We start from the raw sequence: 25,799 nt of genomic DNA, 5'->3' as shown, positions 1-25,799 counted from the left end.
TCGTTGTTTTCCTTACGCGAACAGACCGCGCGGCTTCCATAGGAGCACCGCCGCCATCACCGCATAGACCATGAAGCTGGCAAGGTCGGGAATCAGCACCTTGCCGAACGTGTCGGCCAGACCGATCAACAGGGCTCCGAAGAAGGTGCCCTTGATGTTGCCGACTCCGCCGATCACCACCACCACGAAGCAGAGAATCAGCACGGTATCGCCCATGCCGGGACCGACCGAACTGAGGGGGGCGGCAATCGCGCCGGACACCGCGGCAAGGACGGTTCCCGCCGCGAAAACCGCCGCGAACAGCAGTTTGACGTCGATCCCCAGCGCTGCCACCATGTCGCGATCGCACGCACCGGCCCGGATCAGCATCCCGAAGCGGGTGCGTTGGATCACCAGATACATCGCCCCGGCCAAGGCGAGGCAGACCAGCGACACCCACAGCCGGTAGACCGGATAGCTGAGCGTTTCGGTCAGGCGCACCGAGCCGGTCAGCAGTTCGGGGATCGCCACGCTGTGGACATCGCCACCCCACAACAGGCGCTGGCCCTCGTTGAAGATCAGGATCAACCCATAGGTCAGCAGCACCTGATCGAGATGGCTGCGGCGATACAGCGTTCGCAACAGACCGGCTTCGAGGACAAGCCCGACCACAGCCGCCAGCGGGATCGCGAGCACGATGGCCAGGGCAAAGCTGCCCGTCGCGCCGGTCAGCCAATAAGCGAGATAGGCCCCCAGCATGTAGAACGAGCCATGGGCCAGATTGATGATTCCCATCAGGCCGAAAATCAACGTCAGGCCGCTGGCGACCAGAAACAGCAGCAGGCCGTATTGGATGCCGTTCAGAACTTGGATCAGGATAAACCAGACGCTCATCCTCCCCTCCCTGTTCGGGCTCACCGGTTTCCGGCGGGTCGGACCGCCGAAAACCGGGAGTGCGTGGCGGATCAGGTCATCTTGCATCCCTTGGCCGGGTCGGCCAGGGCGGCATGGGCCACGCCCAACACCACCTCCTGGCCGTTTCGGACCTGTCGCAGATAGATGTCCTGGATCGGGTTGTGCGCCTTCGAGAAGGTGAAGGGACCGCGTGGGCTGTTGATCCGCGCGGTTTCCATCGCCGCGATCAGGGCCGAGCGGGCGGTGGTGTCGCCGTTCACGGCGGCCATGCCGTGGATCAACACCTGACCGGCGTCATAGCCCTGAACCGCATAAACGTCGGCCTCTTTGCCAAAGCCGGATTTGTAGGCGGCGCGGAACGTGCGGTTTTCGGCGGTATCGAGCGCATCGGCGTAATGCAGGGTGGTCAGCACCCCTTCCGCCGCCGCCCCTTGCCCGGCCAGGACACCGTCGGTGAGGAAGCCCGGTCCCATCAGCGGGATCGAACCGAGACCGGCGGCGGCGTAATCCTTGACGAATTTCAGGGCACCCGAGCCCGCGAAGAAGGCGAACACGCCATCGGGCCGCAACGCCGCGATCTGGGTCAGATAGGCCTGGAACTCCTCGGTGGGGAACGGAACCTGGATCTGCTCGACCACGGTCCCGCCATTTTTGGTGAAGTTCTCGACAAAGCCGCCGACCATCTCGTCGCCGCCAGCGTATTTCCAGGTGATGGTCGCGACTTTCTTCAGGCCACGATCGACCGCGACCTTGCCCATCGGGAAACAGGCCTGCCAACTGCTGAACGAGGTGCGGAACACATTGGGGGCGCATAGCGGGCCGGTGGCGGCGTTGGCCCCCGCATTGGGAATCACCGTGATGGTGCCGGTGTCGCGGACTACCTTCAGCATCCCCATGGCAACACCGGAATGGACGGCCCCGACGATGAAATCGACCTTGTCGCCGACGGCAAGGCGATTGGTGTTTTCCGGAGCCTTGCCGGGATTGCTTTCGTCGTCCAGGCTGATGATCTCGACCTCGCGACCGCCGAGCTTGCCGCCGGTCTCGGCCAGCGCCATTCGAAAGCCGTTCGAGATCGCTTCGCCCAGACCGGCATAGGTTCCGGAATAGGGCAGCAACAATCCGACCTTGACCTTGGCCGTGTTGCCAATGGCAAACCGGGTGGGAACGAATCCGGCCATTGTCGCGGCCGCGCCGAGCTTGATCAGGTTGCGTCGTGATACACGCATTGTCATTGTCCTCTCTCCTGTACGACGAAGCCTTTCGCCTGTTTTTCTGTGACCGTTCTTTTGACGACGGCCTTGGGGGTGAGTGTCTAGGGTGCTTCCATGACCAGGGCGATTCCCTGGCCGACGCCGATGCACATCGTAACCAGGGCGAACCGAGTGCCGGTCCGTTGCAAATGCCGGGCGGCGGTCAGCACCAGCCGGGCCCCGGTGGCGCCGAGCGGATGACCGAGCGCAATCGCGCCGCCCGCCGGGTTGAGGCGTGGATCGTCCGGAGCCAGCCCCATTTCCCGGCAACAGCCCAACACCTGGGTGGCAAAGGCTTCGTTGATCTCGATCACGCCAAGGTCGTCAAGGCCGATCCCCGCCCGCGCCAGTGCCTTGGCCGAGGCCGGGACCGGGCCAAGCCCCATCAGGCGCGGAGCTACCCCCGCCACCGCAGCGGCACGGAACCGGGCCAGGGGACGCAGTCCCAGGGCCTCGCCGATCCGGCGGCTGCCGATCAGCAGGGCGACGGCACCGTCATTGAGGCCCGAGGCATTGCCCGCAGTGACCACGCCCCCTTCGGCCAAGGGCCGCAACCGGGCCAGATCCTCAATTGTGGTGCCGGGGCGGGGGTGTTCGTCCTCGGCAACGACCATTCCCGGTGCGGCCTTGCGACCGCCGTTGGGAATTTCGACCGGCAGGATTTCCTCGGCGAAGAATCCGGCATCGCGGGCGGCGGCATGTTTCCGCTGCGATTCGGCGGCGAACCGGTCGGCCTCGATCCGGCCGATCCCCAGATGCGTCGCGACGTTATCGGCGGTTTCCGGCATCGTGTCGTTGCCGTGAGCGGACACCAGCCGGGGATTGACGAAACGGGCGCCGATGGTGCTGTCGAAGACCTTGATGTCCCGCCCATAGGCGGTGTCAGCCTTGGCCATGACGAAGGGGGCCCGGGTCATCGATTCAACCCCACCGGCGATGAACATTTCCCCGTCGCCCAGGCTGACCGCCCGGCAGACATCGACGATTGCGGTCATCCCGCTGCCGCACAGCCGGTTGACGGTGGCCCCCGGAACCTCGACCGGCAGACCGGCCAGCAACGCGGCGTGGCGGGCGACGTTGCGGCTGTCCTCGCCCGCCTGGCAGGCGCATCCCAGCACGACATCCTCGATCCGATCGGGCGGAACCGGATTGCGGTCGAGCAGCCGCCGGATCGGCGCGGCGACCATGTCGTCGGGGCGCAAGGCGGCCAGCGCGCCGCCATGCCGACCGAACGGGGTTCGGAGACCGTCGTAGAGATAAGCGTCCATCATCGACGGCCTATTGCGCGTCAAGACGCAGGCGGAACCGCTGGATTTTCCCCGTCGCGGTTTTCGGCAACTCATCGACGAAATGAAAGGTGCGGGGAAATTTGTAGGGGGCCATCCTCGCTTTACAGTGCGACTGGAGATCATCCTCCAGGCTCTTGTCGGGGGTGGCCTCGCCGGCGAGAACGATCCAGGCCTCGGGCTTGACCAGCCCCTCCGGGTCGGACCGTCCCACCACCGCGACCTCCAGCACCGCGGGATGCTCGACCAGGGTGGCCTCGATTTCGAAGGGAGAACACCAGATGCCGCCGACTTTCAGCATGTCGTCCGACCGACCGCAATAATAGAAATAGCCATCTTCGTCGCGGTAATAGGAATCGCCGGTGTTTAGCCACTCCCCCATCATGGTAGCGGCGGTTTTCTCGGGGTCGCGCCAGTAATATTTGGCCGTCGAGTCCCCCTTGATGATCAGGCGGCCGATTTCTCCGTCTTTCACCTTCTGGTCGTTGTCGTCCAGAATCATCGCTTCGTAGCCCGGCACCAGCGTACCGCTCGAGCCCGGCTTTAGTTTTCCCTCGCGGTTGGAAATGAAGATGTGCAGCGCTTCGGTCGAACCGATCCCGTCGAGGATCACGGTTCCCGTCCGCTCCTGCCAGCGCCGGAAAATGTCGGCGGGCAGAGCCTCGCCCGCGGACACGCACAGACGGATCGACGACAGGTCGGGACGGATCTCGTCGATCACCTGCAATTGAGAGGCGTAGAGAGTGGGCACGCCGAAATAGAGGCTGGGCCTGAACCGTTCGATAATGTCGAAGGTCGAATGAGGGGTGGGGCGTTCCTCCAGCAGCACCGCCGTTCCGCCAACCCAAAGCGGGAAGGTCATGCCGTTGCCGAGCCCATAGGCGAAGAACAGCTTTGCCGCCGAGAAAAAGACGTCATCGACGGTGATTCCCAAGGTGCGAACCCCGTAGAATTCGCTGGTCACGACCATGTCGCGGTGAAGATGAACGGCGGCCTTGGGGCGGCCGGTCGAGCCCGAGGAATAGAGCCAGAAACACTCGTCGGTGGCCGAAGCCGGGACCGCCTTGAATGTCTCCGCCCCTGTTTCGAACAAGCGGGCTTCGGCGGTGCCGTCGAATTTCAAGAGTGTGGCGGGAGCGTGCGTCGCGATGGACAAAGCCGCTTCGACCTCGGTGCCATATTCGGCGGAATAGGCCAGGACCGAACATTCGGAATTGTCGATCATGTAGGCGTAATCCTTGCGTCGCAGCAAGGTGTTGACCGGAACCGGCACGATTCCGGCCTTGATCGCCCCCCAGAACAGATAGAAGAAGTCGGGGCTGTCCTTCAGAACCATCAGAACCCGGTCGCCCCGGCCAAGCCCCATCGCCGACAAGGCATGGGCGGCGCGATTGACCCGGATTGCCAGTTCGGAATAGGTGACCTGCCCCCGGTTCGAGCGAATCGCCACCTTGCTCCCCCGCCCATCGTCGAGATGACGGTCGATGAAGTGTTCGGCCACGTTGAATCCAGGCGGAAAGTCGATCTGCGCATCGGACGCGAGTCCGCTCTGTCTCATGGACATGCCCCCCCTCCTGACTTATGCCCCGCCCTGGTCCGGTGCGGTTATTTTGGTATTAATGCAAAATGGTACTCTTATACCTTTTTGCCAATTTGCCCTTTCCCTGTCAAGCGAGGCGTGTGGAAAACGACGACGAAAATCTCGATTTGTGCGTCTGGATTTTGCGGCCGCATGGCTCCAAATGCTGTTACGGCTTTCAATTCTGATATAGTGCGACCGCACAAAAGGGAGAGACACGCTTGCCCACCTTGGCCGCCAACACAGAGTTCGAGATCAGGCCCGCCGCCGCCGCCGATCTTGACGCGGTGATCCATCTGGATACCCAGATTACCGCGATGCCCAAGGTGGAATATTGGCACGGTATCTTTGAGCGTTTCGGCCGCCGCGAGACCGACGGTTTCTTCCTCGTCGCGACAAGCGGGGAGGGGGTGCTGGGGTTCGTCGTGGGCGAAATCCGGGCATGGGAGTTCGGGTCCGACCCCTGCGGCTGGATCTTTGCCATCGAGGTCAGCCCCGACCTGCGGATGAACAAAGTCGGCACCGCCTTGTACGCCGCCTTGTGCGCCAACTTCCGCAAAGCCGGGGTGAGCCGGATCAGAACCATGCTGGCCCGCGACGCCCAATTGGTCATGCAGTTCTTCCGCAGCCAGGGCATGATGGCCGGGCCATTCATCCAATTGGAAAAGGAGTTGGATGAATGAATCTGAAGATGGCCACGCGCCATGCCCTGTTCGCCATCCTTGAACTCGCCGATCACCCGCGCGCTCAGATATCGTCGGCCCAGATCGCCGAGAAATACGCGATCTCGCCCAACCACCTGTCCAAGGTGCTGCGGACTCTGGTGTGCAAGGGATTGGTCGAGGCGATTCGCGGTGCCGGTGGCGGCTATAGTTTCGTCGGCAATGCCAAACGGGTCACCTTGCTCGATATCATCTTGATCTTCGAAGAGATTGGCACCCCGCCCTCGCACAAACAGGAACCCGGCGACGATACCGCAGAGGGCCAGGCCTTGCGGATGGTCATGGGAGAAATCGACGCCATCTCGCGGGCGACGCTGTCTTCGATCACCATCGACACGATGCTGAAGATTTCCCGCAGAACTCCAGGCATCGGCAGCGCGGTTCACGCTCTTTAGTCGGTCGTGAAAAAGTCCTTCGGCCTTTGGCCTCAGTGTACTTTTCCCCGGTTCAAAAAGAATCCCCGTGCTCAATCAAGCTTTCCGCGCGGGGATGGATTTGCTTCCCTCCGAGGCCGATGGGCGACGCCCACGGCTTCGGAGGTGGGATTTCACCAGCTTTGCGCACTTAAGCGGCCCGCTGATCCAGCCGGGCCAGCTTCTGCTGACGGAAAGCCCCCCACAACGCGGCACCGATCGCCCCGGCATAGATCGAATCCGGGTGGCTTTGGGCGACGAGGGTAACCTTTTCGGCCTCGGCCGCTTCGTTCAGGGCGACGACCAGACCGGAATCGAGGGCAAGGCCACCGGTGACCTGGACCACGCCATCGACGGCACCGATTGATTTCAGCAGCTTGGCGAGGCGAACCGCCATCGAAACATGAATGCCCTTCAGAATGTTGGCGGCGGAGATGCCGCGCGACACCATGTTGATCACGTCGGTTTCGGCCAGCACGGCGCAGATCGACGAAACCTTTTCCGGATTGTCGGCGCTTTGCGACAGGCTGCCGATCTCGTCTTGGGCGATGCCGAGATAGCGGGCGATGTTTTCCAGAAATTGCCCCGAGCCCGAGGCGCACTGGCTGGTCATTTTGTAGGACAGCACCTTGCCGCTGGCATCGACCTTGATCGCGCGGCCGTTCAAGGCACCGATATCGAGCACCGCCCGCGCCTCGGGGGCGAGGAAGACCGCGCCTCGGCCGTGGGTCGTCATCGAATAGAAATGGCCGGTCGAGAACGACAGGTTCTCGGCATCGCCGGTCGATGCGACATAGGCCACGTCGGACCGCGTCAGACCGGCCTGGGCCAGCAGGAATTCATAGCCTTCGTTGGCCAATTGGAACGGATCGCGGCTGCGGATGCGGGCGGTTTCCTTTCCCAACCACACGGTCTTGTCGTCCTCGACCTTGAACAGGACGGTCTTGACGCAGCCCGACCCGATGTCGATCCCAGCGGTGATGATTTCGCTCATTGTTCGTGTTCCTTCCGCTGCTCAGTTGACCACGGCGCGCACGGCGAAGGTGGCCCCGCCCAGTGCTCCGGTGTAGATCGAGTCGGGGTTGATGTTGATCTGAACGTCGCCGTAATTTTCCTTGATCAGGGCGCGCAACTCGCGCACCGCCGCCTCGTTCTTGGCCACGCCGCCGGTGAAGGTGAACTGGTCCTTGACGCCACCGGCCCGGCTGAGGATCGACATCGCCCGCAAGATGATGGCGCGGTGCAGACCGGCCAGGATGTCTTCGCGCTTTTCGCCCAGGGCAAGGCGGTCGCGCAACTCGGCCCCGGCGAACACGGTGCAGGTGGAGTTGATCCGCACCGACTTGCTTGATTTCATCGCCAGCGGCCCGAGTTCGTGCAGCCCCATGTTCATTTCGTCGGCGATATAGCCGAGATAGCGGCCGCACCCGGCGGCGCAGCGGTCGTTCATCTGGAAATTCTCGACGATGCCGCTGGCATCGACCTGAATGCCCTTGGTGTCCTGACCGCCGATGTCGAGCACGGTGCGGGTGTCCGGATACATCATGTGGGCACCGAGGCCGTGGCAGAGGATTTCCGAGCGGATATGCTCCTTGGGGAAGGGCAGCCGGACCCGGCCATAGCCGGTGCCGACGACGTAGGTTTCCTCCAACGGGATCGCCAGCGCGTCCTGCACCGGCTTCAAGATGGTGTTGCTGCGCATCGTGCCCTTTTCGAGCGCCCGGATGAACTTGCCCTCCATGTCGCCCGCAGGCGGCCGGTTCTCGACCTCGATGATCGACTTGTCGTAGACGTTGAGGATCAGGTCGAAGCCGAGCCCGGCCTCCTTGCACACCGCATCGCCGTGGACCATGAACTCGGCCCCGGCCAGGTCGCGAAAGAAGTCCGACTTGCGTTTGATTCCGGGGGCGTATTGGGCGGCGGAACTGCTCCTCAGCCGCGCGAAGGTGGCTTCCAACGCCTCGATCACCGCCCGCTCGCACCCGGCAAAGCGGGGGCCTTTGATGTTGCCGATGCAGGTGCGTTCAAGGTCGTCCAGTTGTTCGAGGAATTGAACATGGCGGAAATTCCGCTCCAGGTCGGCCAGGATCGTATCGACTTGACCCGCGACCTCGGGCACCGAGCCAAGCGCCCGGCGGAACAAGGTTAACCGGGTGTCGATCAACGCTTCTTGTTTCGACACCGCCGCGGCGGTGTCGTAGTTCGAGCGCGAATTGGTGATGCCGCGCCCCAGCACTTCGAGGGACTCATCCATCACCACCGCCTTGGTGGTGGTGGAACCGAGATCAATGCCGATGAAACAACGCATGAGTGCACCCTCCCTTAGGCTGCGGAGCGAGCGCCCTGGCGCTTCTGCTCGATCATCTGGAAATAGCTTTCGAGACGGTTCTTGACGTTGGCGGCGGAGAAATAGCGCGGATCGACCAGATCGGTTTCGATGAAGGCGCTGGGCTTGCCGGTGCGTCGTTCGACTTCCTTCATGAGCATCAATTGCCCGGCCGAGAAGCTGTTGCAGCTTTTGATCGAGTTGATCAGCAGGCCGTCGGCCTCGTATTCCTCGATATATTTGGCAAGGATATCGACCCGGGTCGGAAGGTTGCGGTTGGTGTAGCAACCGAGGCAGTAATCGGCGAGGCTCTCCAGCGGATTGTCGGGATCGTGGCGGAAGCCTTGGTCGTACATGCCGCCGACCTTGGTGTAGGAACTGGCGACGACGACGGCCCCTTCGTCGTAAAACATCTTCCAGAACTCACGGAAATGGGTCCAGTTGGGCGGCCCTTCGACGACCAGACGATATTTCTGGTCGTTGAAATTGGTTCCCTCGGGGGTCAGCGGACCCTGCCGCGCGTCGATCCGCTCTTGAACCTCGCGGCGCAGCGTCTCGTAATAGGTCACCGCATCCTCGGTGCCGCGAAACGCGGTGAAGATCGGGCCGATGTAATAGACCCCGCCGAAATAGGCATCGATCGGCGATGGCTTGTTCTTGCCCTGCTCCAGGCACCAGACCAGATTGTCTTCGGCCCGGGCCGAGGCCCTGAGATAGCCGCGCAGGCGGTCGATGTCGAACTTGACGCCGGAGACCTGTTCAAGTCCGGGGATCACCACCTCTTTCAACTGCTTGACGATGTAGTCGCGCATGTTCTTGGTGGCATGCCCGTCGCCTTCATAGGGGACATGCAGCATCAGGGTCGGGCATTTGTACTCGGCCCGCAGCAATTCGAACCATTTCATGAAGGTGTAGCAGCCGGTGTAGCTGAGCAGCAGCACGTCGGGCGCGGGAAACGGCTTGCCGTTGGGGGCGATGTTGCCTTTGGCCATCTGGCCGATATCGGCCTTGACGTAGGTGCAGACGTCCTCGGAATGGCCCGATTTCTCGGCCTCCATGATAAAGCCGCCCGAGGCTTTGCGCATGCCGCCCTGGATCGCATTGATCTCGGGCAGGTTGTTGACGATGTCGAAACACATCAGCAATTCGTTGAGATTGCCCGGAACGAACGTGGAGGACACCTTGCGGCCGGTCTCGTGCTTGGAGGTGATCGCCTCGTAATTGCGGGCGATCATTTCCTTTTGCATCAACATCGACGGTTCTTTGACGGCTTCGCTCATGGGGATCAGCTCCACAGCTTGATGGAATCGGCGAAGGTGCCGGCTTGCTCGCGGATCGGCTGCATCTGGCCGGAATTCTCGGCATATTTGAACGAGATGAAGGGGATGGAGGCTTCCGACAGCCGACCGCAGATCATCGGGCGGTCGAGCAGGGCCGGGTCGCAGAAGCTTGGGGTGGCGTAGATCACCCCCTCGGCCCCGGCGGCCTTGACCGCCTCGATGTGGAAGCGGCCCTTTTCCGCCTCGTCGGGGACGTATTTGCACGAGGTCTCGACCGAATGGCGGAGATAACTCAGCGACAAGGCTTCGAGGGGGTCTCCCTCGACGGCGACGTCCTCGGTCAGGAAGCGGTTCACCAGGGCGTAATCGTCATCGACGATGTAGCATCCGGCCATCTCGATCGACTTGATCAGGTTGAGCGGAGGCTGCTCGCAGAACGAGCCGAAGATAACGATGCGGACATTGTCCCGGCGCGGCCGGTCCTCCGCCTCGATGGCGGCAAGGTAGTCGGCCAGCATCCGGTTGTGCTCTTCCACCGGCATCATCAAACCGGCCCGCATCAGCAGGTAGACGTCGGAGGCGGGGGCTTTCCACGGGGCTTGGGCGCGGAAGGCGTAGACCGACCGCACCAGACGGCGGTTCTCGTTATAGAGTCCGATCGAATGGCGGATGTCGTCGTCGGTGATGGTCCGTCCGGTGAGCTGTTCCAGCCCCTGCTTCAGTTCGCGCAGTTCCTCGACATAATAGGCTCCGCCGATGGCGGGATCGAAATTCTGCGGCGTGTCGAAGAATTTCGTCCAGACCTGGGGGAACATGATCTTCCACATCCCCGACAAATTGCGGATCACGTCGCAGACGAAGGGGAAGATCATCCCGTCGGCGACATCGAGCCGCCCGCTGACGCCAAGCTCGATGGTCGAGCGGGGGATACGGCAAATGTAGCTTTGATAATAGGCGTCGCCGTGAATCACCTCCATCCGGTCGCCCCCGCCGAAGATTCCCAGCGGCAGGCACCCGGCGGCGTGGATCATCTCAAGCGGAACGTACAGCGGCAGGAAGCCGACGACCTTGCGCCCCGGTACTGCCGCCTTCCAGGCGCGGGCGAGGCCGAAATCGAGATCCTCGTAGATCGACTGGCACCGGGCGATGATGTCTGCGGATATCGACATGGTCAGCTTGCCTCCCATTTCACCGGACGCTTTTCAAGAAACGCGGTCAGCCCTTCGACCGCGTCGTGGGTTGCCATCAGGTCGGTCAGGTAAAGCCGTTCGAGTTCGGCCAACTTGGCCTTGACCCGGTCGCCCAGACCAAGCCGGGCCGCCCGCACCGCAAAGCGCAGCGACGACGGGCTGTGCTTGGCCAGGGCGGCATCGAAATAGGCCAGGGCCGCCGCCTCGGGATTTTCGGCAACCTGATGGGCGAGGCCGAGGCGGTACGCTTCGGCTCCGCTGATCGGCTGGCCCGAAAACAGAAGGCTTTCCGCCGCGCCGCGCGGCATCCGTTCGGGCAGCAGGCACGACGCCGCTGGCGCGAACACCCCCAGTTGGATTTCGGGCTGGCCCAGCTTGGCGTCGGGAGCAGCGAAGATCAGATGACCGGCGATAGCGACTTCAAGCCCGCCGCCCAGGCACTGCCCCCGCACCGCGACCAGGATCGGAACCGGGTAGGCCACCATCCGCAACACCAGGGCGTGCAGGCTGGTCAGCATCGCGGCGCATCGGTCGGGCACATGCTCGGCGACGCTGGCGCCAAAGCTGAAATGCGGTCCCTCATGGTCGAGCAGAACCGCCAACACCGCACTATCGTCTTGGGAAGCCGCCAGGGCTTCGTCGAGCGCGGCAATCATCGCGGCATCGACGATGTTGGCCTTGGGACGGTCCAGGCGCAGACGCAGCAATGTCCCGTCGCGCTCGCGCCAGATTTTAAGGGGGGAGTCGGACATCGTCTTAGCTCCCCTGGCCCGGGATCAGCGACTCGATCAAATCGGGGCTCCACGGCGTTCCTTTGGCCAGCGCCTGACGCAACGCGACGAAGTCGATCTCGCGATTGTCCTTGGGGCCTTCGTTGAAGGCGCGAAAGCCGCTACGAGCCTCGGTCATCATGTTGAGACCGAGCCAGTCGCGGCTGTTTTCCTTGTTGGCGTTCCAGGCAGCGAGCTTCGGCTTGCGCAATTCCTGGATGGTCTTGGTGAAGCAATCGGGGAAGGTCAGCACGATCTTGGCGCAAATCTCCTCGACCTTGGCGTCGAGCCGGGACAGATCGACCTCGCCCTGCTTCAGCAGCGCTTTGCCCGCGTCCAGTTCGGCGCCGGTTCGGGGCTCGCCATGGACGATGCGGCCCCACTCGTCGAGATACCGGTCGGTGATGATCGTCGGGTTGGCGACGAAGTGACCATCGACCTTGAGCGCGGGAACGATGTCGGTGAGCAGGCCGAGACGATAGGCCTTGTGCGCCGACCATGGTTCGCACAGGGAACCGGAAATCATCGCCTGCTCGCTGCCGACCATCAGCGGCAGGAAATCGGTGGCACCGCCGATCGGGGCCGAGCCGTGCTTGGGACCGGCCTGGCCGAAGCGGGCGAGATCCTGGGCGATCGAGAAATCGGCGGCCATGCCGATCTCTTGGCCGCCGCCGATCCGCATGCCGTTGACGCGGCAGATCACCGGCTTGTCGCAGCCGAGAATCGCCGAGACCATGTCGTTGAACAGCCGCATGTACTGGCGGTATTCCTGCGGATTGCCTGCATAATATTCGGCATATTCCTTGGTGTTGCCGCCGGTGCAGAACGCCTTGTCGCCCGATCCGGTGAACACCACGGCGACGACGTCGCGGGCGTTCGACGCCTCGCGGAAGGCGAGGATCACCCCCTTCACCATTTCGGTGGTGTAGGAATTGAACTGCTTGGGGTTGTCGAGGGTGATCCAGGCGTTGAACAGGCCGGACACGGTCTGGCCATCGGGCGTTTTGGCCGGACGCTTCTCGTAAAGAACCCCCGGCACCACGCTGAACGGCACAAGATTGTGGTCATGAAGCTCCGCCGGTGCGGTGGCCCTGACGATTGATGCGGTATCCGCAATCATGGTCTTCCCCTCTTCTTGATTGATTGAGATTGGATCAGGGCACCAGCACCGCGCGCCGCCGCAATTGGTGGCGGTGGGCGGCGTCGAAGACGTCGTTGATGCGCTCCAGCGGGTGGCGTTCGACGAACGCGCCCAACTCGATCTTGCGGTCGAGGACGAGGGCGAGGGCGTCGGGATAAAGCTCGGGCGGACAGCCCCAATTGCCCAGCGCCCGGGCATGAAAGGCCATCAGGTTCGACAGGCGGATATCGACCTTGTCCATGGTGAAGCCGACCACGGCCAGGGTGGCGCCGTGCACCAGCAGGGACCAGGCGGTTTGCTGGCCCGCGGCGGTGCCGGAGCATTCCATGATCACCCATTCGCGGGAAGACAGGCCGCGCTGTTGGGCGAAGGCTGCAATCTGCTTCTTCAGCGTCTTGGCATCGAGCTGACGGGAATTGATGGTCAGGGCGGCGCCGTGGTGGGAGATCGCGTCGAGCTTGGCGTCATCGACATCAATGGCGACAACGGTCCCCCCGAACGCGGCGGCGATCTGGACACAATAACCCCCGACGCCCCCGGCCCCGATGACGACGCACAGCGTCCCCGGGGCGATACCAGCCTGGACAACCGCCTGATAGGGCGTGGTCACCGCGTCGGCGACGACGGAGACATCGGCCAGGGTCAGGCCGATCTCGGCCAGCCTTGCCTCGTCTACCGGGCACAATCCCCGGGCGGGAACGGTGATGTGACTGGCAAATCCGCCCTGGATGTCATTGCCGGGCATAAGCTGGTGGGCACAGATGGTGCCCTTGCCGCGGCGGCAGGCGTCGCATTCGCCGCAAGGGATGACGGCGGGAACGATCACCGCCTGCCCGATCCACTCATCCGCCCCGGTCCCGGCGGCGATCACCCGGCCGCTGATCTCGTGCCCCAGGGTCAGCGGCAGCGGCAGATTGGTGCGGACGCCGTCATACAGGAACCCCAGATCGGTATGGCAGACGCCGCAACCGGCGATTTCAACCAGCACCTGGCCGGGGAGCGGCGGCGCGATTTCGACCTCCTCGCGTCCCATCGGATCGCCGACATTCGTCATCACCCAGCGATGCGCTTTGATTGACATGTCCCTTCCCCCCTGTCGGTGCAGCGACCGCCTCTTGACGGAACCGCAACGCTGCGATTACGATAATGGCATTGACGTACCATAATGCATTTTTTGGCGTCAAGCGGTTTTCGAAACAGGGGGAGCGGAGGCATTCTCCATTTGCCCATCAGACCAGGAAGACTGGGAACCTTAACGGGGAGAGTATTGATGTCGGCCGAAAAGCACCATTTTGCTTGGGAAGACCCGTTGTTGCTTGACGATTGCCTAAACGAGGACGAGCGAATGGTCCGCGACTCGGCACGGGCTTATTGTCAGGAGAAACTTCTGCCCAGGATCGTCGATGCCAACCGGCACGAAATATTTCACCGCGAGATCATGACCGAGATGGGGGAACTCGGCTTTCTGGGACCGACCCTGCCCGAGGAATATGGCGGGGCCAATGTTTCCTATGTCTGTTACGGCCTGATCGCCCGCGAAGTCGAACGGGTCGATTCCGGCTACCGCTCGGCGATGAGCGTGCAATCCTCGCTGGTGATGTATCCGATCCACGCTTATGGCAGCGAGGAGCAGCGCCAGACCTACCTGCCCAAACTGGCGAGCGGAGAAATGGTCGGATGCTTCGGCCTGACCGAACCCGACGCCGGGTCCGATCCCGGCAGCATGCGGACCCGCGCCCGGAAAGTGGATGGCGGCTATCTGCTGACCGGCAGCAAGATGTGGATCACCAACGCGCCGATCGCCGACGTCTTCGTCGTCTGGGCCAAGACCGATGACGGGGTGATCCGGGGCTTCATTCTCGAAAAGGGCATGAAGGGTCTGTCGGCCCCCAAGATCGAGGGCAAGTTCAGCCTGCGCGCCTCGATCACCGGCGAAATCGTGATGGACGAGGTGTTCGTGCCGGATTCCGCCCTCCTGCCCAATGTCGAGGGGCTGAAAGGTCCGTTCGGCTGTCTTAACCGGGCCCGCTACGGCATCGCCTGGGGCGTGCTGGGGGCGGCCGAATTCTGCTGGCACGCCGCCCGTCAATACACGCTCGACCGCAAGCAATTCGGGCGACCGCTCGCCAACACCCAGTTGATCCAGGTGAAGCTGGCCAACATGCAGACCGAGATCGCCCTGGCCCTGCATGCCTGCCTGCGGCTGGGGCGGCTGTTCGATGCGAAGCGGATGGCCCCGGAGATGATTTCGATGCTAAAGCGCAACAATTGCGGCAAGGCGCTCGACATCGCCCGTATTGCTCGCGACATGCACGGCGGCAATGGCATCGCCGACGAATTTCACGTTATCCGCCACGCGATGAATCTCGAAGCCGTCAATACCTATGAGGGCACCCACGATGTCCATGCCCTGATCCTGGGGCGGGCGATGACGGGGCTGAGCGCCTTTGCCTGACGGGGGGAAGACCTCTACGGGTCGGGCTTTGTCCGGCCCGTGGAGGTCTTGTTTTGCACATCGGTCCACGGACTTGGCAAACAGGGAGGAGGGGATGCGCGACATCCTGGTGCATCTGGACGGAGGGGCGCGGACGGCGGCCCGGTGCGACGTGGCGATGGATTTGGCCCGACGCTTCGGCGCGCGGGTGACGGCGCTGTTTTGCCGAACCGACCGCGCCGTTTCCTCGGTTCTGGCGCGGAAATCCAGCCAATATCTTCTCGAGTCCGCCGATGAGGCGCGGGCATTGTTCGAATTTGCCGCCGCCGAAGCCAGCGTGGCCTCGCGGTGGTGGCAGGTGGATCACGGCGACGACGACCGGATTTTGGCGACGGTCCGGCTGTGCAGCCGCTACTTCGATCTGGTGGTCGTCGGACAGGAGGACGAGGACGGAGTCTCGCCTGCCTCCCTTGTCGATCAGGCGGTGCAGCAAAGCGGACGCCCGGTTCTGATCGTTCCGCGGGTCGGAGCCTATCGCGATTTGGGAAACCGGATCGTCGTCGGCTGGAACGCCGGACGGGAGGCGGCCGGGGTTATCCATGACGGTCTGCCGCTGTTGCGGGCGGCCCAGTCGGTGTCTCTGGTCACCATCCATGAAAAGCGCGATCCGACCTTGCGTCCCGTCAACGCGCCGCCGGTCGATATGGTCGAGCATTTGTCGCAATGGGGCGTTGTCGCGACCGAGATTCATCTGGTCCGCGACAATATCCGCGACATGGATCTTCTGCTGTCTCATGCCTGCGACATCGGTGCCGATCTGCTGGCGATCGGAGCGTCGGTCAAAAGCCGCTCCCGCGCCCGAGGATCGGCGGCGGACTTCATCCTTCGCCACATGCCGCTCCCGGTCTTCATGTCGTGCTGACGCTTACCCTCCGACGGCCCTCTCCATTTCCCTTCCGACCGTATGGGGCGGACTGGCTGGCTGAGGGGAGGGGGAAAGACCGGCGAACCGTTGATCCGACCTGTTCGCCGGTATAATCCAGGCCGCAGCTCAGGCGAGGCGGCGGATGAACGACAGACGCTGCGACGGGGTGAAGCCCAGACCGTGCAGGAACGACGCCAGGGGCAACTCATCCCATGAAACCTGGGTCTTGACCCGCTCGACCCGCAGCGACGACAGGTTGACCATCAACTGGCTGATCAGAGCCCGGCCGACGCCGCGATGGGTGAACAGCGGCAGGACTCCGATGGTGTCGATCACGGCGACGGGATTGGCGCGGCCGAAATCGCCGTAATCGACCCTGGCCATGACAAACCCCGCGAATTGACCGTCGATCTCGGCGACCAGCGAGACGCGAACGCCGCTTTCATTCAGGACTTCGGCCAGCTTGTCGCGGCAATAGGCGGACCGGTCGCGTCCGGTGATCTTGCTGTCGGTGGCGATGATCGCGGGCAGATCGGCCTCGGTCATCGAGCGAACGGGAATCCGGTCACGCGAAAGCGCCTCGGCATCGTCACCACTGGCGGCACTGAAATCGAGTTCGATGGACGTCATGACGATAGCCTCACAATTCAGTCGTGACGGCGCGGCCCAAAATCTGGTGGGGCGCCAAGTGAAAACCCGACGAGGCAAAAAAGCGGATCAGGTCGTTTTCCGTCCACTCGGCCTCGGAGTGGATTTCGCGCACCCCTCGGGCGGCAAGACGGGTCTCAAGTTCGGCCATCATCGCGTGGGCGATCCCCTTGCCGCGCAAAGCGGGGTTGGTTCCGATCGCTTCGATCACCGCCGCGGGCCGGGTGGCCCCGAACTCGCCATCGACGATGCGGACAAGCAGGTAGCCGTCAACGCGGTCGGTGACGGACGCGCGCAGGAACACGAAGGTTTCGGGGGAGCGACGGGCGGCGGCGAATTTCTTGATGTAGAACCCCCGGCGCGATTGGCCGGAAATAAGGCTGTCCAGGGCGACGACGGCTTCCAGATCAGCCTCCGACGTCAGATCGACGGTGATGACGGATATGTTCATTTTGTCCTCTGGCTGGTTCGTTGGCTTGACAATCGGAGGGCAACGCCGTAACAAAGTCATATTGTGGTACGAGATTACCGCAACCGATCGACAAGTCAAGGGGCGGGCTCAGGATGAAGGTGCAGCGGTTGGATTTCACAGGCCGGATCGCCATCGTTACCGGTGGGAGCCAAGGGATCGGCGCGGCCATCGCCAATGGACTGACCGCCGGAGGTGCCGAGGTCCATGTCTTTGATCGGGCGGGCAAGGCCGGTCCCGGGCAGGTGTTCCACCCGGTCGATGTCTGCGAAAGCGGGGCGGTGGCCGAGGCGGTGGCGTCGCTGGGGCAACCGGCATCGCTGTTGGTCAACAATGCCGGAATCACCCGCGACCGCTCGCTCCTCAAAATGAGCGACGACGAATGGCAGCAGGTCTTGCAGGTCAATTTGACCGGAGCCTTCAACCTGATCCGCGCGGTGGCACCGGCGATGACAACGCTTGGCTACGGTCGGATCGTCAACATCGTCTCGATCAATGGGATGCGCGGCAAGTTCGGGCAGGCCAATTACGCCGCCTCGAAGGGCGGATTGATTGCGCTGACCAAAACCGCCGCCCGCGAGTTCGGCCCCAAGGGGGTAACCGTCAACGCGGTTGCGCCGGGGATGGTTCTGACCGAGATGGCCAGACAGCTTCCCGAGGAATTTCGCGCCAAGGCCGTGGAGGAGAGCGCCTTGAAGCAACTCCCCGAGGCGGACGACATCGCCGCCGCCACGTTGTTCCTTCTGTCCGACCTTGCCCGGATGGTGACGGGGCATGTCCTCAAAGTCGATTCCGGACAATACATCTGAGACCAAGCGGCGGGCGCGGCCCGGTCCGATCGGGGCTTCCGTCTTCCCTCGCGATAATGTTATAAACCCCGCGCTCTCAATGCGCTCGCGTCCCGGTAGCTCAGCAGGATAGAGCAACGGTTTCCTAAACCGTAGGTCAGGGGTTCGAATCCCTTCCGGGACGCCAAATTCTCCTTATATTTCAAAGTGCGGGTCGTAACTCGGATGACGAGGCGGCGGGGTTCCGCGCCGTGCTCCTGGGATTACGATCTGCGATAGGGGTGGTCGTCTTGGGCAAAGTCGATCAAGCGGCCACAATGTTCGATCAGAACCTGACCGGCGGTGAGTCCGTTCGCGGCCATCTCGGCCACGATGTCGGCGGCTCGCCATTGCGGCGGAATGATCACCACGTCAACCGGGTGATGCCGCAACCAGTCGCGGAAGCGGATCTCCTGCCCGGTGCCGGGAACAAAGGTGCCGACCTTGGCCGGATCGGAATCCACCACCAGCGGAAACCGCTCTGAATCGACGCAAAAGCGGGACATAAACGCGGCGGACTTTCCGGTCCCGCCCCAGATCGCCACCCGGCTGCCCGCACTGTGCAGGGCCGCCAACTGACCGACGATTGTCGTTACCGATGCCCTTGCCGCATCACGGAACGATGCGGCAACCCGCGCCTGGGCAACCGTGTGGCCGGGAGCGCCCAATTCGGCGAAGCCAAAGACCACTTCGCCGCCATAGCCGTGGCCAATCTCCAAAATCTTGGCGGTGGCCCGCGTTAGCATGCGTTGGAACGACGTCGTGGTGAATTGCGAGCCGTGCTCGTAATAGAAATCGACCGAGCGTCCGCCGGCGATTGCGGCATCAATGCATGGCACTTCCATATACATGCGGGGCACCAGCCCCTGCATCGACGCCGCGAATGAGATTCCTTGGATGAAGCCGACGGGGTTAACCAGATGCTCCAGCACATGGCGGCTGATGATTAGCTCCGGGCGCAATTCGGCGAGGTGCCGCGCCGGGTCGAACAATTCGCTGCGGAATTCGACATTGCCATGGCCCGAGGCCGCGCCGTTGGGATCGAAGCCGATATACCGGCCCGCCGCCCGCTCGCCAGCCAAAGCCGCAAGAAAGCTGCCGTCGCCATGACCGATCTCGACCACCACCGGGTGCGCCGACAATCCGGACAGGATCGTATCGCGCACACCCTGCAAAAAGCCGGACCAGGCGACACCACGGTTGAACATCAAGTTGGGTTTTTCTGAGTACGGGACGGCGGCATAGTCGAAAGACCGGTTAAATACGTGGCCGCATTCGACGCACATCACGAAATCGAGCGGCAAACGGGGCAGAGTCCGTGCCGCATTTGCGGTGCTCGGCCAAGCCAAGGTTGCCAGGGGGTGCTGTCCCCCGTCGAAAAACGGAACCGCGACGTGATGTCCGCAAGCGGGACAATTCGCCGAGAAGAATTCAACCGGCATGTGGCCCACCTGTCTCTCTGGAGCCCCCCTCGGGGCTCTGTCCGGCCTGAAGATCCGGGTGCCAGTCGGTCGGTAGCCTCTCTCCGCGTCCGGCCGCCGCCACCGCCGCGTCCAGGAAGGCTTCGATTCCCCGAACAGCGCTCATGTCCATGAACAAGTCCCGGCCTGCCGCGCTCCGCAACGACTGGCGCAACGCCTCGCGACGGTCGGGGTCACGTCCCAGAGCCAGGGCCAGAGGCGCATAATCCTCGATCCGGGGGGCAATCGGGGCGTCGGCGATCCCCATCTGTCGGTACGCCCCGGCCACGATCCGGCCCCGCATGAATTGACCCGGCCAGGTTATCACCGGCGTCCCCCCCACCATCGCCTCGTACAGGGTATTGCCGCTGCCGAAATGAATGGGGTCTAACAAGATGTCGATGTGCGCGAGCATCATGACGAACCGATCGCGCGGCATGCGGGGCAGGAACAGGGTTCGCTCCAGCAAGATCGGGTCGGTCTTTTGCCACCTTGCGCGAATCTGCTCGGCCCAACTCGCATTGTCGCCCGCGATGAGGACGATCCGGCCCGTCGGGTCACCCAAAGCGATCGCGGCGAGCACCGCGTCGAAATCCGGGTGGAACTTGAACAAGCTCTGGGGGCAGCCGTACAAGATACCCGTCTCAGGCAAGCCAAGCTCGGCTCGGCTCAAGATGTCCGTGGGCGCCTGAGGCGGAGTGTAGTAACAATTCAGCCGGTCGAGACGAATCAATCTCTCGGTGTAGACGTCCTGTGCGTTATCCGGCTCGATCGATTTCGACGATACAAAGTAATCAATCGAATCGAGACCCGTCGTGTCCGGGTGTCCCCACATCACCGCCTGCACCGGGGCAAGGCGGGCGTAAGCCAGGAAATAGGTCGAGGGCGCCATTCCGATATCGGGGTAGATCAGGACGTCCAATTCTGCCGCCGCCACCGCCTGCTGTTGGGCTTCCAGGCTGTGGGGCAGGGTGAGGGAGGTGTCAGCCAGCCGATCCAGAATGTTGCTCAAGGCGTCGCGCTTGGCATGTGCGGTGTGAATCAGCACGACGTCAAAACGGTCGCGGTCGAGATGCTCGATAAAACCCTGGTTGAGGTTCCCGACAGTATGGCCGACCAGGAATTCGGATAGAAACCCGACCCTGACCCGCCGCCCCCGGACAGCGGGCGATTGCCAGCCCGCCAGATGGGGCGCGGTGAAGGTCAGCCCCCCGACCTTGGCCCGAAACAGGCGGTGGAGCGCCTCCATCACCGGGCGGTTATCGACGTTGTGATAGGCGAGGTAGAACGAGCGGGGGTTCACATCCTTGATCGAGACGTCCAGAAACGGCGGCGAGTCCGTCAGAGCGCCGATCCCTGCCTCATAGCGCTTTCGCGAGACGGCTATCGCCTCCGTCGAGTCGGCGATGATCGGCATAAAGAGCTGGGCGTTGCAACTGTAGCGGAGTGAACCCGGCCGCGTCTCCTGGGCGCGGAGGTGGCTTGCCCGCGCCTCGTCCGGTCTCCCCAGATCTTGCTGCACGATGCCCAGGTTGGAGTGGGCCTCGGTGTAATCCGGCCGAAGGGCGATGGCTTGGCGAAAGGCCGCGGCCGCGTCGTCCAGCCGCCCCTGTGCTTGCACCGCCGAGCCAAGGTTGTTGTGCGCCTCTGGAAAATCCGCCCTCAGGGCAATGGCCTTGCGGCAATGGGCAACCGCCTCGTCGATGCGGCCCTGTTCCCGCAGGACCAAGCCCAGATTGGAATGCGCCTCGGGATAGTCGGGTTTGAGCGCCAGCGCCCGACGCCAACACGAGATCGCATCGTCCAGCCGCCCCAACTCTTTCTGCGCATTGCCAAGGGTGCAATGGTACATCGCGACCTTGGCATTGACCGCGATCGCCTGATTGATCAGATCGACGGCTAAATCATGGCGTCCAACCGAATAGGCGACGTTTCCGAGGAGGTGCAGGCTGTCGGCGTGACGGGGATCGAGCCCCAGGATTTGCTGATAGAGCTGAGCGGCCTCGCTCAGACGCCCGGCCTGATGGTGCTGAAAGGCTTCGGTGAGCATCTTGGGAATGGATGCCGCCGCCCCCGGTGCAATCGGGGCAGGACCATGCTTTTCCTGAGCCCGGCGTTGTTTGCGGTTCATTGCTGTCTCGCTGTGGTCATTGGGGCCGTCCATCTATCCCAATGGCAATATAGCCCGTAAACACGACCCAAGTCACACTATTGGCGGTGGTTTGGTCCGTTTGTCGCCAGTTAGAGTTTTTCGGAATTTGACGGTATCGCCGTTTGGGGCCGTCACCCTCGGGCTTGACCCAGGGGCCATGTGGCCCCGCCGAAACGTCATTGGACGCATTGGATTGGACGACGCCATGGGGATGGAAGGGCCGGGTGTTATCCTTAACCCGGACAAACTCTAGGCGACGGTCACCGTTCGATCGCAGGCAGCCAGACGGTGAAGGTCGAGCCCTGGCCGACGACGCTGTCGATCGTCAGCAGGCCGCGATGGCGGTTGACGATGTGCTTGACGATGGCGAGGCCGAGCCCGGTGCCGCCCATCCGGCGCGAGCGGGCGGCATCGGCGCGGTAGAAACGCTCGGTCAGGCGGGGCAGATGCTCGCGGGCGATGCCCTCGCCCTGATCGCGCACCGAGACCTTGAGCGCCGGGCCGGATTTCAGCGCCGCTCCGGCGTTGACCGGCAGTTCGGCGGGCGTGGCGGCGATGGCGGTGACCAGGACCGGGCTGTTCTCGCGCCCGTATTTGAGGGCGTTGTCGAGCAGGTTCTGGAACAATTGAGCCATCTCGTCGGGTTGGGCGAGGATGGTGTCGAGGTCGGGGTCGATCTCCAGCACGATCTCCATCCCGCGCCCCTGCGCCAGCGGGCGCAGCACCTCGGCGGCGGTGATCAGCAGCCGTCCAAGATCGACCTTTTCACGCGGCGGCGTGTGTTCGTTCAACTCGATCCGCGACAGCGACAACAGATCGGCGATCAGGCGGCTCATCCGCTGGGCCTGCTCGGCCATGATGGCGAGGAAGCGGTCACGCGCCTCCTCGTCGTCGCGGGCGGGACCGCGCAGGGTCTCGATGAATCCGGCGACGGCGGCCAAGGGGGTGCGGAGTTCGTGGCTGGCATTGGCGACGAAATCGGCCCGCATCCGCTCGATCCGCTTGACGTCGGTCAGATCGTGCAGGGTCAGCATCGCCGCCGCCCCATCGGGCGGAAGACCACCGGGACAGACGACGCGGGCAAGGAAGACCCGTTCGAGCGGGACGGGCTGAGTGAACTCGCATTCCCGGCTGTTCGCGCCGGTCAGCACCGCCTCGACCGCTTCCAGGACGGAAGGGTGACGCAGAAACGAGGAGATGTCGCGCCCGCCCAACTCGCGGCCGAACAACAGCCGCGCCGCCTTGTTGGCGCGGACGACCCGGCGGCTGGGATCGAGCAGCAGCAGCGGATCGGGCAGATTGTCGAGCAGGCTTTCGTTCCAGCGGGCGGTGCTGGTCAGTTCAGCGGTTTTTTGCTGCCACACCCGGCGCAGCCCGCCGACGGCGATCGCGGTTCCGGCCAGGGTGATATCGTCGCGGCCGGGCGGCGGCCCTTGTTCGGTTCCGAGCGCCAGGGCGCGGACCCACTCGGCCAGCGTCGCCAGCCGGGTCAGATGCGCCCGCACCACCAGGGCCAGGATCAGCGTGACGCCCAGCCAGACCAAGACGGCCCACGCAGCGTGGACCGTCCCCTGGGCGGCCAGAACCAAAAGAACGATTCCAGTCGGACTGGACAGCAACACCGCCACCGACAGCACTCTGCCGGCGGCGGCGGGATTGCGATTGATCATCCGCGGTCCTTTATTTCCCCGTTTCGCGCTTCAAGGCATCGTGACAGGCCAGCACCGCCATGGTGACGATGTCGGTGGCGCTGGCATCCATCGAGGTGACCTGGATCGGACGCGACAGACCGACCAGGATCGGACCGATCACCGGCACCGCTCCCAGCTTTTGCAGCAGCTTCGAGCTGATCGTGGCGGAATAGAGACCGGGCATCACCAGCACGTTGGCCGGTTCCTTCAGCCGCGAGAACGGGTAGTGGCTGAGCAATTCCGGGTCGAGGGCGACGTCGGGGCTCATCTCGCCGTCATAGACGAAATCGACCTTGCGGGCGTCGAGGATATCGACCGCCTCGCGGACGCGCTCGGCCCGGTTGTTGCTGGGATTGCCGAAGGTCGAGTAGCTGATCATCGCGACGCGCGGCTCGTGGCCCATCTGGCGGGCTTTGTGCGCGGTCTGCACCGCGATGTCGGCCAACTGGACCGGGGTCGGCCGCTCCAGCACGGTGGTGTCGGCGACGAACACCACCCGTCCCTTGGCGACGAAGACGGTCATGCCGAACATCAGTTCGCCCGGCGCGGGGTCGATCACCCGCTTGATCTCGTCGAACGCCTGCCAGTAATTGCGGGTCAGGCCGGTGACCATCGCGTCGGCATCGCCGGATTCAACCATCAGCGCGCCGAAAATGTTGCGCTCCTGGTTGACCAGCCGCTGGGCGTCGCGATACAGCGCGCCCTTGCGCTGGAGGCGGCGATAGAGCAGGTCGGTATAGTCCTTCGTCTTCGGCGACAGGCGGGCGTTGACGATTTCGAGCGATTCCGCGACCGGCAGGCCGATCGAACGCATCGTTTCGCGGATGCGGTCCTCGCGCCCGATCAGGATCGGGTGGCCAAGACCGGCATTGTTGAAGGCGACGGCGGCGCGGATCTGCTTTTCCTCTTCGCCCTCGGCGAACACCACCCGCTTGGGGTTGGCGCGGACCGCCTCGGTGATCGCCTGCATTCCGGCGGCGACCGGGTCGAGCCGGGCCGACAGGTCGCGGCTGTAGCCGGGCATGTCGATGATCGGGCGACGGGCGACGCCGCTATCCATCGCCGCCTTGGCGACGGCGGGGGGGACGGCGGAGATCAGACGGGGATCGAACGGCACCGGGATGATGTAATCGGCCCCGTAGCGGAGGCGGCGGCCGGAATAGGCGGCATCGACTTCGTCGGGAACGTCCTCGCGGGCCAGCGCGGCGATCGCCCTGGCGGCGGCGACCTTCATCGCCTCGTTGATGGTCGAGGCGCGGACGTCGAGCGCGCCGCGGAAGATGTAGGGGAAGCCCAACACGTTATTGATCTGGTTGGGATAATCCGAACGGCCGGTGGCGACGATCGCGTCGGGGCACACCGCCTTGACCTCTTCCGGGGTGATTTCCGGATCGGGGTTGGCCATCGCGAAGATGATCGGGCGGGGCGCCATCGTCTTGACCATTTCCTGGGTCATCGCGCCCTTGACCGACAGGCCAAAGAACACGTCGGCACCGATCAGCGCCTCGGACAGGGTACGGGCCGGAGTGTCGATGGCGTGGGCCGACTTCCACTGGTTCATCCCTTCCGAACGGCCCTGATAGATCACCCCCTTGGTGTCGCACAGAGTCACGTTCTCGTGTCGGATGCCCAGGCTCTTGATCAGTTCGAGGCAGGCGATGCCCGCCGCGCCCGCGCCGTTGACGACGACCTTGGTGGTGGCCATGTCGCGCCCGGTCAGTTCCAGCGCGTTGATCAGGCCCGCCGACGAGATGATCGCGGTGCCGTGCTGATCGTCATGGAACACCGGAATCGGCATCAATTCGCGCAGGCGCTGCTCGATGATGAAGCATTCCGGGGCTTTGATGTCTTCGAGGTTGATGCCGCCGAAGCTGGGGGCCAGATAGCGGACGCAATTGATGAACTCATCGACATCGTGGGTATCGACTTCGAGATCGATCGAATCGACGTCGGCAAAGCGCTTGAACAGCACCGCCTTGCCTTCCATCACCGGCTTGCTGGCCAGCGCGCCGAGATCGCCCAGGCCGAGCACGGCGGTGCCGTTCGAGATCACCGCGACCAGATTGCCCTTTGCGGTGTAATCGTAGGCCAGCGATGGGTCTCGGGCGATGTGCAGGCACGGAAAGGCGACGCCGGGGGAATAGGCCAGCGACAGGTCGCGCTGGGTCGCCATCGGCTTGGTCGGAACGATCTCGATCTTGCCGGGGCGTCCCGAGGCGTGCATCAGCAGCGTGTCGCGTTCCAGGGCGGTTGTGCCCTTCAATTGCTCTTCGCTGGCGCTGGACGTGTTAAAAGAGGTGCTCATTATCGTCGTCGTCTCCGTCTGGGGGGCCTTGCCG

22 protein-coding genes and 1 tRNA gene are annotated in these 25,799 nt (G+C 63.4%); 6 read left to right on the top strand and 17 right to left on the bottom strand.

Features of this window, described 5'->3' with window-relative positions:
• Positions 1–12: 12 nt before the first annotated feature.
• The 4 genes from BLW40_RS07305 to BLW40_RS07290 all read right to left on the bottom strand — a co-directional run bounded on the left by BLW40_RS07305 (position 13) and on the right by BLW40_RS07290 (position 4,997).
• Entirely contained in the window at positions 13–873 is an 861-nt protein-coding gene (locus BLW40_RS07305) for a branched-chain amino acid ABC transporter permease (RefSeq protein ID WP_074767052.1), read from the bottom strand.
• 71 nt (positions 874–944) lie between these two features.
• Positions 945–2,129 (bottom strand): ABC transporter substrate-binding protein, encoded by a 1,185-nt coding sequence (locus BLW40_RS07300; protein ID WP_083386683.1) that lies wholly within the window; start codon positions 2,127–2,129, stop codon positions 945–947.
• An 80-nt stretch (positions 2,130–2,209) separates the two neighbouring features.
• Positions 2,210–3,418, bottom strand: coding sequence for a 3-oxoadipyl-CoA thiolase (locus BLW40_RS07295; RefSeq protein ID WP_074767048.1), 1,209 nt, complete (start codon positions 3,416–3,418; stop codon positions 2,210–2,212).
• A 7-nt stretch (positions 3,419–3,425) separates the two neighbouring features.
• On the bottom strand, positions 3,426–4,997 hold the full coding sequence (locus BLW40_RS07290; RefSeq protein ID WP_244511091.1) for a benzoate-CoA ligase family protein: 1,572 nt from the start codon (positions 4,995–4,997) through the stop codon (positions 3,426–3,428).
• A 236-nt stretch (positions 4,998–5,233) separates the two neighbouring features.
• Here BLW40_RS07290 and BLW40_RS07285 point away from each other — a divergent pair, with 236 nt between their 5' ends.
• The gene (locus BLW40_RS07285) at positions 5,234–5,695 is read left to right on the top strand and encodes a GNAT family N-acetyltransferase (protein WP_074767045.1); all 462 of its coding nucleotides are present in this window, start codon (positions 5,234–5,236) and stop codon (positions 5,693–5,695) included.
• Entirely contained in the window at positions 5,692–6,129 is a 438-nt protein-coding gene (locus BLW40_RS07280) for an Rrf2 family transcriptional regulator (RefSeq protein WP_074767043.1), read from the top strand. Before BLW40_RS07285 ends, BLW40_RS07280 begins: the two co-directional genes overlap by 4 nt.
• A 169-nt stretch (positions 6,130–6,298) precedes the next feature.
• Here BLW40_RS07280 and bcrD read toward each other — a convergent pair whose 3' ends face one another.
• Genes bcrD through had form a run of 7 tightly spaced genes read right to left on the bottom strand, consistent with a single transcriptional unit; the run spans position 6,299 to position 13,935 of the window.
• Positions 6,299–7,141: a benzoyl-CoA reductase subunit D gene (bcrD, locus tag BLW40_RS07275; protein ID WP_074767041.1), complete on the bottom strand. Its 843-nt coding sequence runs from the start codon at positions 7,139–7,141 to the stop codon at positions 6,299–6,301.
• A 21-nt stretch (positions 7,142–7,162) separates the two neighbouring features.
• Positions 7,163–8,455, bottom strand: a complete 1,293-nt coding sequence (gene bcrA, locus BLW40_RS07270; RefSeq protein WP_074767038.1) for a benzoyl-CoA reductase subunit A — start codon at positions 8,453–8,455, stop codon at positions 7,163–7,165.
• Between the two features lie 14 nt (positions 8,456–8,469).
• Positions 8,470–9,753, bottom strand: coding sequence for a benzoyl-CoA reductase subunit B (gene bcrB, locus BLW40_RS07265; RefSeq protein WP_074767036.1), 1,284 nt, complete (start codon positions 9,751–9,753; stop codon positions 8,470–8,472).
• 5 nt (positions 9,754–9,758) lie between these two features.
• Positions 9,759–10,922 carry a benzoyl-CoA reductase subunit C gene (gene bcrC, locus BLW40_RS07260; RefSeq protein ID WP_139305531.1) on the bottom strand — a complete coding sequence of 388 codons (1,164 nt, stop codon included), beginning with the start codon at positions 10,920–10,922 and terminating at the stop codon, positions 9,759–9,761.
• Between the two features lie 2 nt (positions 10,923–10,924).
• Positions 10,925–11,695 (bottom strand): cyclohexa-1,5-dienecarbonyl-CoA hydratase, encoded by a 771-nt coding sequence (locus BLW40_RS07255; protein ID WP_074767032.1) that lies wholly within the window; start codon positions 11,693–11,695, stop codon positions 10,925–10,927.
• 4 nt (positions 11,696–11,699) lie between these two features.
• Positions 11,700–12,833 carry a 6-oxocyclohex-1-ene-1-carbonyl-CoA hydratase gene (gene oah, locus BLW40_RS07250; RefSeq protein WP_074767030.1) on the bottom strand — a complete coding sequence of 378 codons (1,134 nt, stop codon included), beginning with the start codon at positions 12,831–12,833 and terminating at the stop codon, positions 11,700–11,702.
• Positions 12,834–12,867: 34 nt separating this feature from the next.
• Positions 12,868–13,935: a 6-hydroxycyclohex-1-ene-1-carbonyl-CoA dehydrogenase gene (had, locus tag BLW40_RS07245; protein WP_074767027.1), complete on the bottom strand. Its 1,068-nt coding sequence runs from the start codon at positions 13,933–13,935 to the stop codon at positions 12,868–12,870.
• Between the two features lie 189 nt (positions 13,936–14,124).
• Here had and BLW40_RS07240 point away from each other — a divergent pair, with 189 nt between their 5' ends.
• Together BLW40_RS07240 and BLW40_RS07235 are read left to right on the top strand one after the other, a co-directional pair.
• The gene (locus BLW40_RS07240) at positions 14,125–15,309 is read left to right on the top strand and encodes an acyl-CoA dehydrogenase (RefSeq protein ID WP_074767025.1); all 1,185 of its coding nucleotides are present in this window, start codon (positions 14,125–14,127) and stop codon (positions 15,307–15,309) included.
• Positions 15,310–15,403: 94 nt separating this feature from the next.
• Complete coding sequence (locus BLW40_RS07235; protein WP_074767023.1) at positions 15,404–16,210, top strand: universal stress protein; 807 nt, start codon at positions 15,404–15,406, stop codon at positions 16,208–16,210.
• 129 nt (positions 16,211–16,339) lie between these two features.
• On the opposite strand, the gene BLW40_RS17925 is transcribed toward BLW40_RS07235, so the two are convergent.
• Together BLW40_RS17925 and BLW40_RS17920 are read right to left on the bottom strand one after the other, a co-directional pair.
• On the bottom strand, positions 16,340–16,843 hold the full coding sequence (locus BLW40_RS17925; RefSeq protein ID WP_074767021.1) for a GNAT family N-acetyltransferase: 504 nt from the start codon (positions 16,841–16,843) through the stop codon (positions 16,340–16,342).
• A gap of 10 nt (positions 16,844–16,853) precedes the next feature.
• Complete coding sequence (locus BLW40_RS17920; RefSeq protein WP_074767019.1) at positions 16,854–17,312, bottom strand: GNAT family N-acetyltransferase; 459 nt, start codon at positions 17,310–17,312, stop codon at positions 16,854–16,856.
• A 128-nt stretch (positions 17,313–17,440) separates the two neighbouring features.
• Here BLW40_RS17920 and BLW40_RS07220 point away from each other — a divergent pair, with 128 nt between their 5' ends.
• Together BLW40_RS07220 and BLW40_RS07215 are read left to right on the top strand one after the other, a co-directional pair.
• Positions 17,441–18,139, top strand: a complete 699-nt coding sequence (locus BLW40_RS07220; protein WP_425283700.1) for an SDR family NAD(P)-dependent oxidoreductase — start codon at positions 17,441–17,443, stop codon at positions 18,137–18,139.
• An 89-nt stretch (positions 18,140–18,228) separates the two neighbouring features.
• Positions 18,229–18,305 (top strand) — tRNA-Arg (locus BLW40_RS07215).
• 76 nt (positions 18,306–18,381) lie between these two features.
• On the opposite strand, the gene BLW40_RS07210 is transcribed toward BLW40_RS07215, so the two are convergent.
• From BLW40_RS07210 to BLW40_RS07195, 4 genes are all read right to left on the bottom strand, one after another.
• Positions 18,382–19,365, bottom strand: coding sequence for a methyltransferase domain-containing protein (locus tag BLW40_RS07210; RefSeq protein ID WP_211656740.1), 984 nt, complete (start codon positions 19,363–19,365; stop codon positions 18,382–18,384).
• Positions 19,366–19,588: 223 nt separating this feature from the next.
• Positions 19,589–21,748 (bottom strand): O-linked N-acetylglucosamine transferase, SPINDLY family protein, encoded by a 2,160-nt coding sequence (locus BLW40_RS07205; protein WP_170834545.1) that lies wholly within the window; start codon positions 21,746–21,748, stop codon positions 19,589–19,591.
• A gap of 281 nt (positions 21,749–22,029) precedes the next feature.
• Positions 22,030–23,439 carry an ATP-binding protein gene (locus BLW40_RS07200; RefSeq protein WP_074767012.1) on the bottom strand — a complete coding sequence of 470 codons (1,410 nt, stop codon included), beginning with the start codon at positions 23,437–23,439 and terminating at the stop codon, positions 22,030–22,032.
• 10 nt (positions 23,440–23,449) lie between these two features.
• The gene (locus BLW40_RS07195; RefSeq protein WP_425283704.1) at positions 23,450–25,684 is read right to left on the bottom strand and encodes an NADP-dependent malic enzyme; all 2,235 of its coding nucleotides are present in this window, start codon (positions 25,682–25,684) and stop codon (positions 23,450–23,452) included.
• Positions 25,685–25,799 lie beyond the last annotated feature (115 nt).

This window comes from Magnetospirillum fulvum, assembly GCF_900108475.1.
Taxonomy (GTDB): Bacteria; Pseudomonadota; Alphaproteobacteria; order Rhodospirillales; family Magnetospirillaceae; genus Phaeospirillum; species Phaeospirillum fulvum_A.
This window is presented reverse-complemented; position numbering and strand designations above follow the sequence as displayed.

Bases quoted from the DNA above. Each gene is read 5' to 3' on its own strand.
- BLW40_RS07200 (WP_074767012.1), bottom strand. From the start codon at position 23,439: ATGATCAATCGCAATCCCGCCGCCGCCGGCAGAGTGCTGTCGGTGGCG.
- oah (WP_074767030.1), bottom strand. From the start codon at position 12,833: ATGATTGCGGATACCGCATCAATCGTCAGGGCCACCGCACCGGCGGAG.
- BLW40_RS07300 (WP_083386683.1), bottom strand. From the start codon at position 2,129: ATGACAATGCGTGTATCACGACGCAACCTGATCAAGCTCGGCGCGGCC.
- bcrD (WP_074767041.1), bottom strand. From the start codon at position 7,141: ATGAGCGAAATCATCACCGCTGGGATCGACATCGGGTCGGGCTGCGTC.
- BLW40_RS17920 (WP_074767019.1), bottom strand. From the start codon at position 17,312: ATGAACATATCCGTCATCACCGTCGATCTGACGTCGGAGGCTGATCTG.
- BLW40_RS07195 (WP_425283704.1), bottom strand. From the start codon at position 25,684: ATGCACGCCTCGGGACGCCCCGGCAAGATCGAGATCGTTCCGACCAAG.
- BLW40_RS07305 (WP_074767052.1), bottom strand. From the start codon at position 873: ATGAGCGTCTGGTTTATCCTGATCCAAGTTCTGAACGGCATCCAATAC.
- bcrA (WP_074767038.1), bottom strand. From the start codon at position 8,455: ATGCGTTGTTTCATCGGCATTGATCTCGGTTCCACCACCACCAAGGCG.
- BLW40_RS07210 (WP_211656740.1), bottom strand. From the start codon at position 19,365: ATGTTCAACCGTGGTGTCGCCTGGTCCGGCTTTTTGCAGGGTGTGCGC.
- BLW40_RS07295 (WP_074767048.1), bottom strand. From the start codon at position 3,418: ATGATGGACGCTTATCTCTACGACGGTCTCCGAACCCCGTTCGGTCGG.
- had (WP_074767027.1), bottom strand. From the start codon at position 13,935: ATGTCAATCAAAGCGCATCGCTGGGTGATGACGAATGTCGGCGATCCG.
- BLW40_RS07240 (WP_074767025.1), top strand. From the start codon at position 14,125: ATGTCGGCCGAAAAGCACCATTTTGCTTGGGAAGACCCGTTGTTGCTT.
- bcrC (WP_139305531.1), bottom strand. From the start codon at position 10,922: ATGTCGATATCCGCAGACATCATCGCCCGGTGCCAGTCGATCTACGAG.
- BLW40_RS17925 (WP_074767021.1), bottom strand. From the start codon at position 16,843: ATGACGTCCATCGAACTCGATTTCAGTGCCGCCAGTGGTGACGATGCC.
- bcrB (WP_074767036.1), bottom strand. From the start codon at position 9,753: ATGAGCGAAGCCGTCAAAGAACCGTCGATGTTGATGCAAAAGGAAATG.
- BLW40_RS07255 (WP_074767032.1), bottom strand. From the start codon at position 11,695: ATGTCCGACTCCCCCCTTAAAATCTGGCGCGAGCGCGACGGGACATTG.
- BLW40_RS07280 (WP_074767043.1), top strand. From the start codon at position 5,692: ATGAATCTGAAGATGGCCACGCGCCATGCCCTGTTCGCCATCCTTGAA.
- BLW40_RS07235 (WP_074767023.1), top strand. From the start codon at position 15,404: ATGCGCGACATCCTGGTGCATCTGGACGGAGGGGCGCGGACGGCGGCC.
- BLW40_RS07290 (WP_244511091.1), bottom strand. From the start codon at position 4,997: ATGTCCATGAGACAGAGCGGACTCGCGTCCGATGCGCAGATCGACTTT.
- BLW40_RS07205 (WP_170834545.1), bottom strand. From the start codon at position 21,748: ATGAACCGCAAACAACGCCGGGCTCAGGAAAAGCATGGTCCTGCCCCG.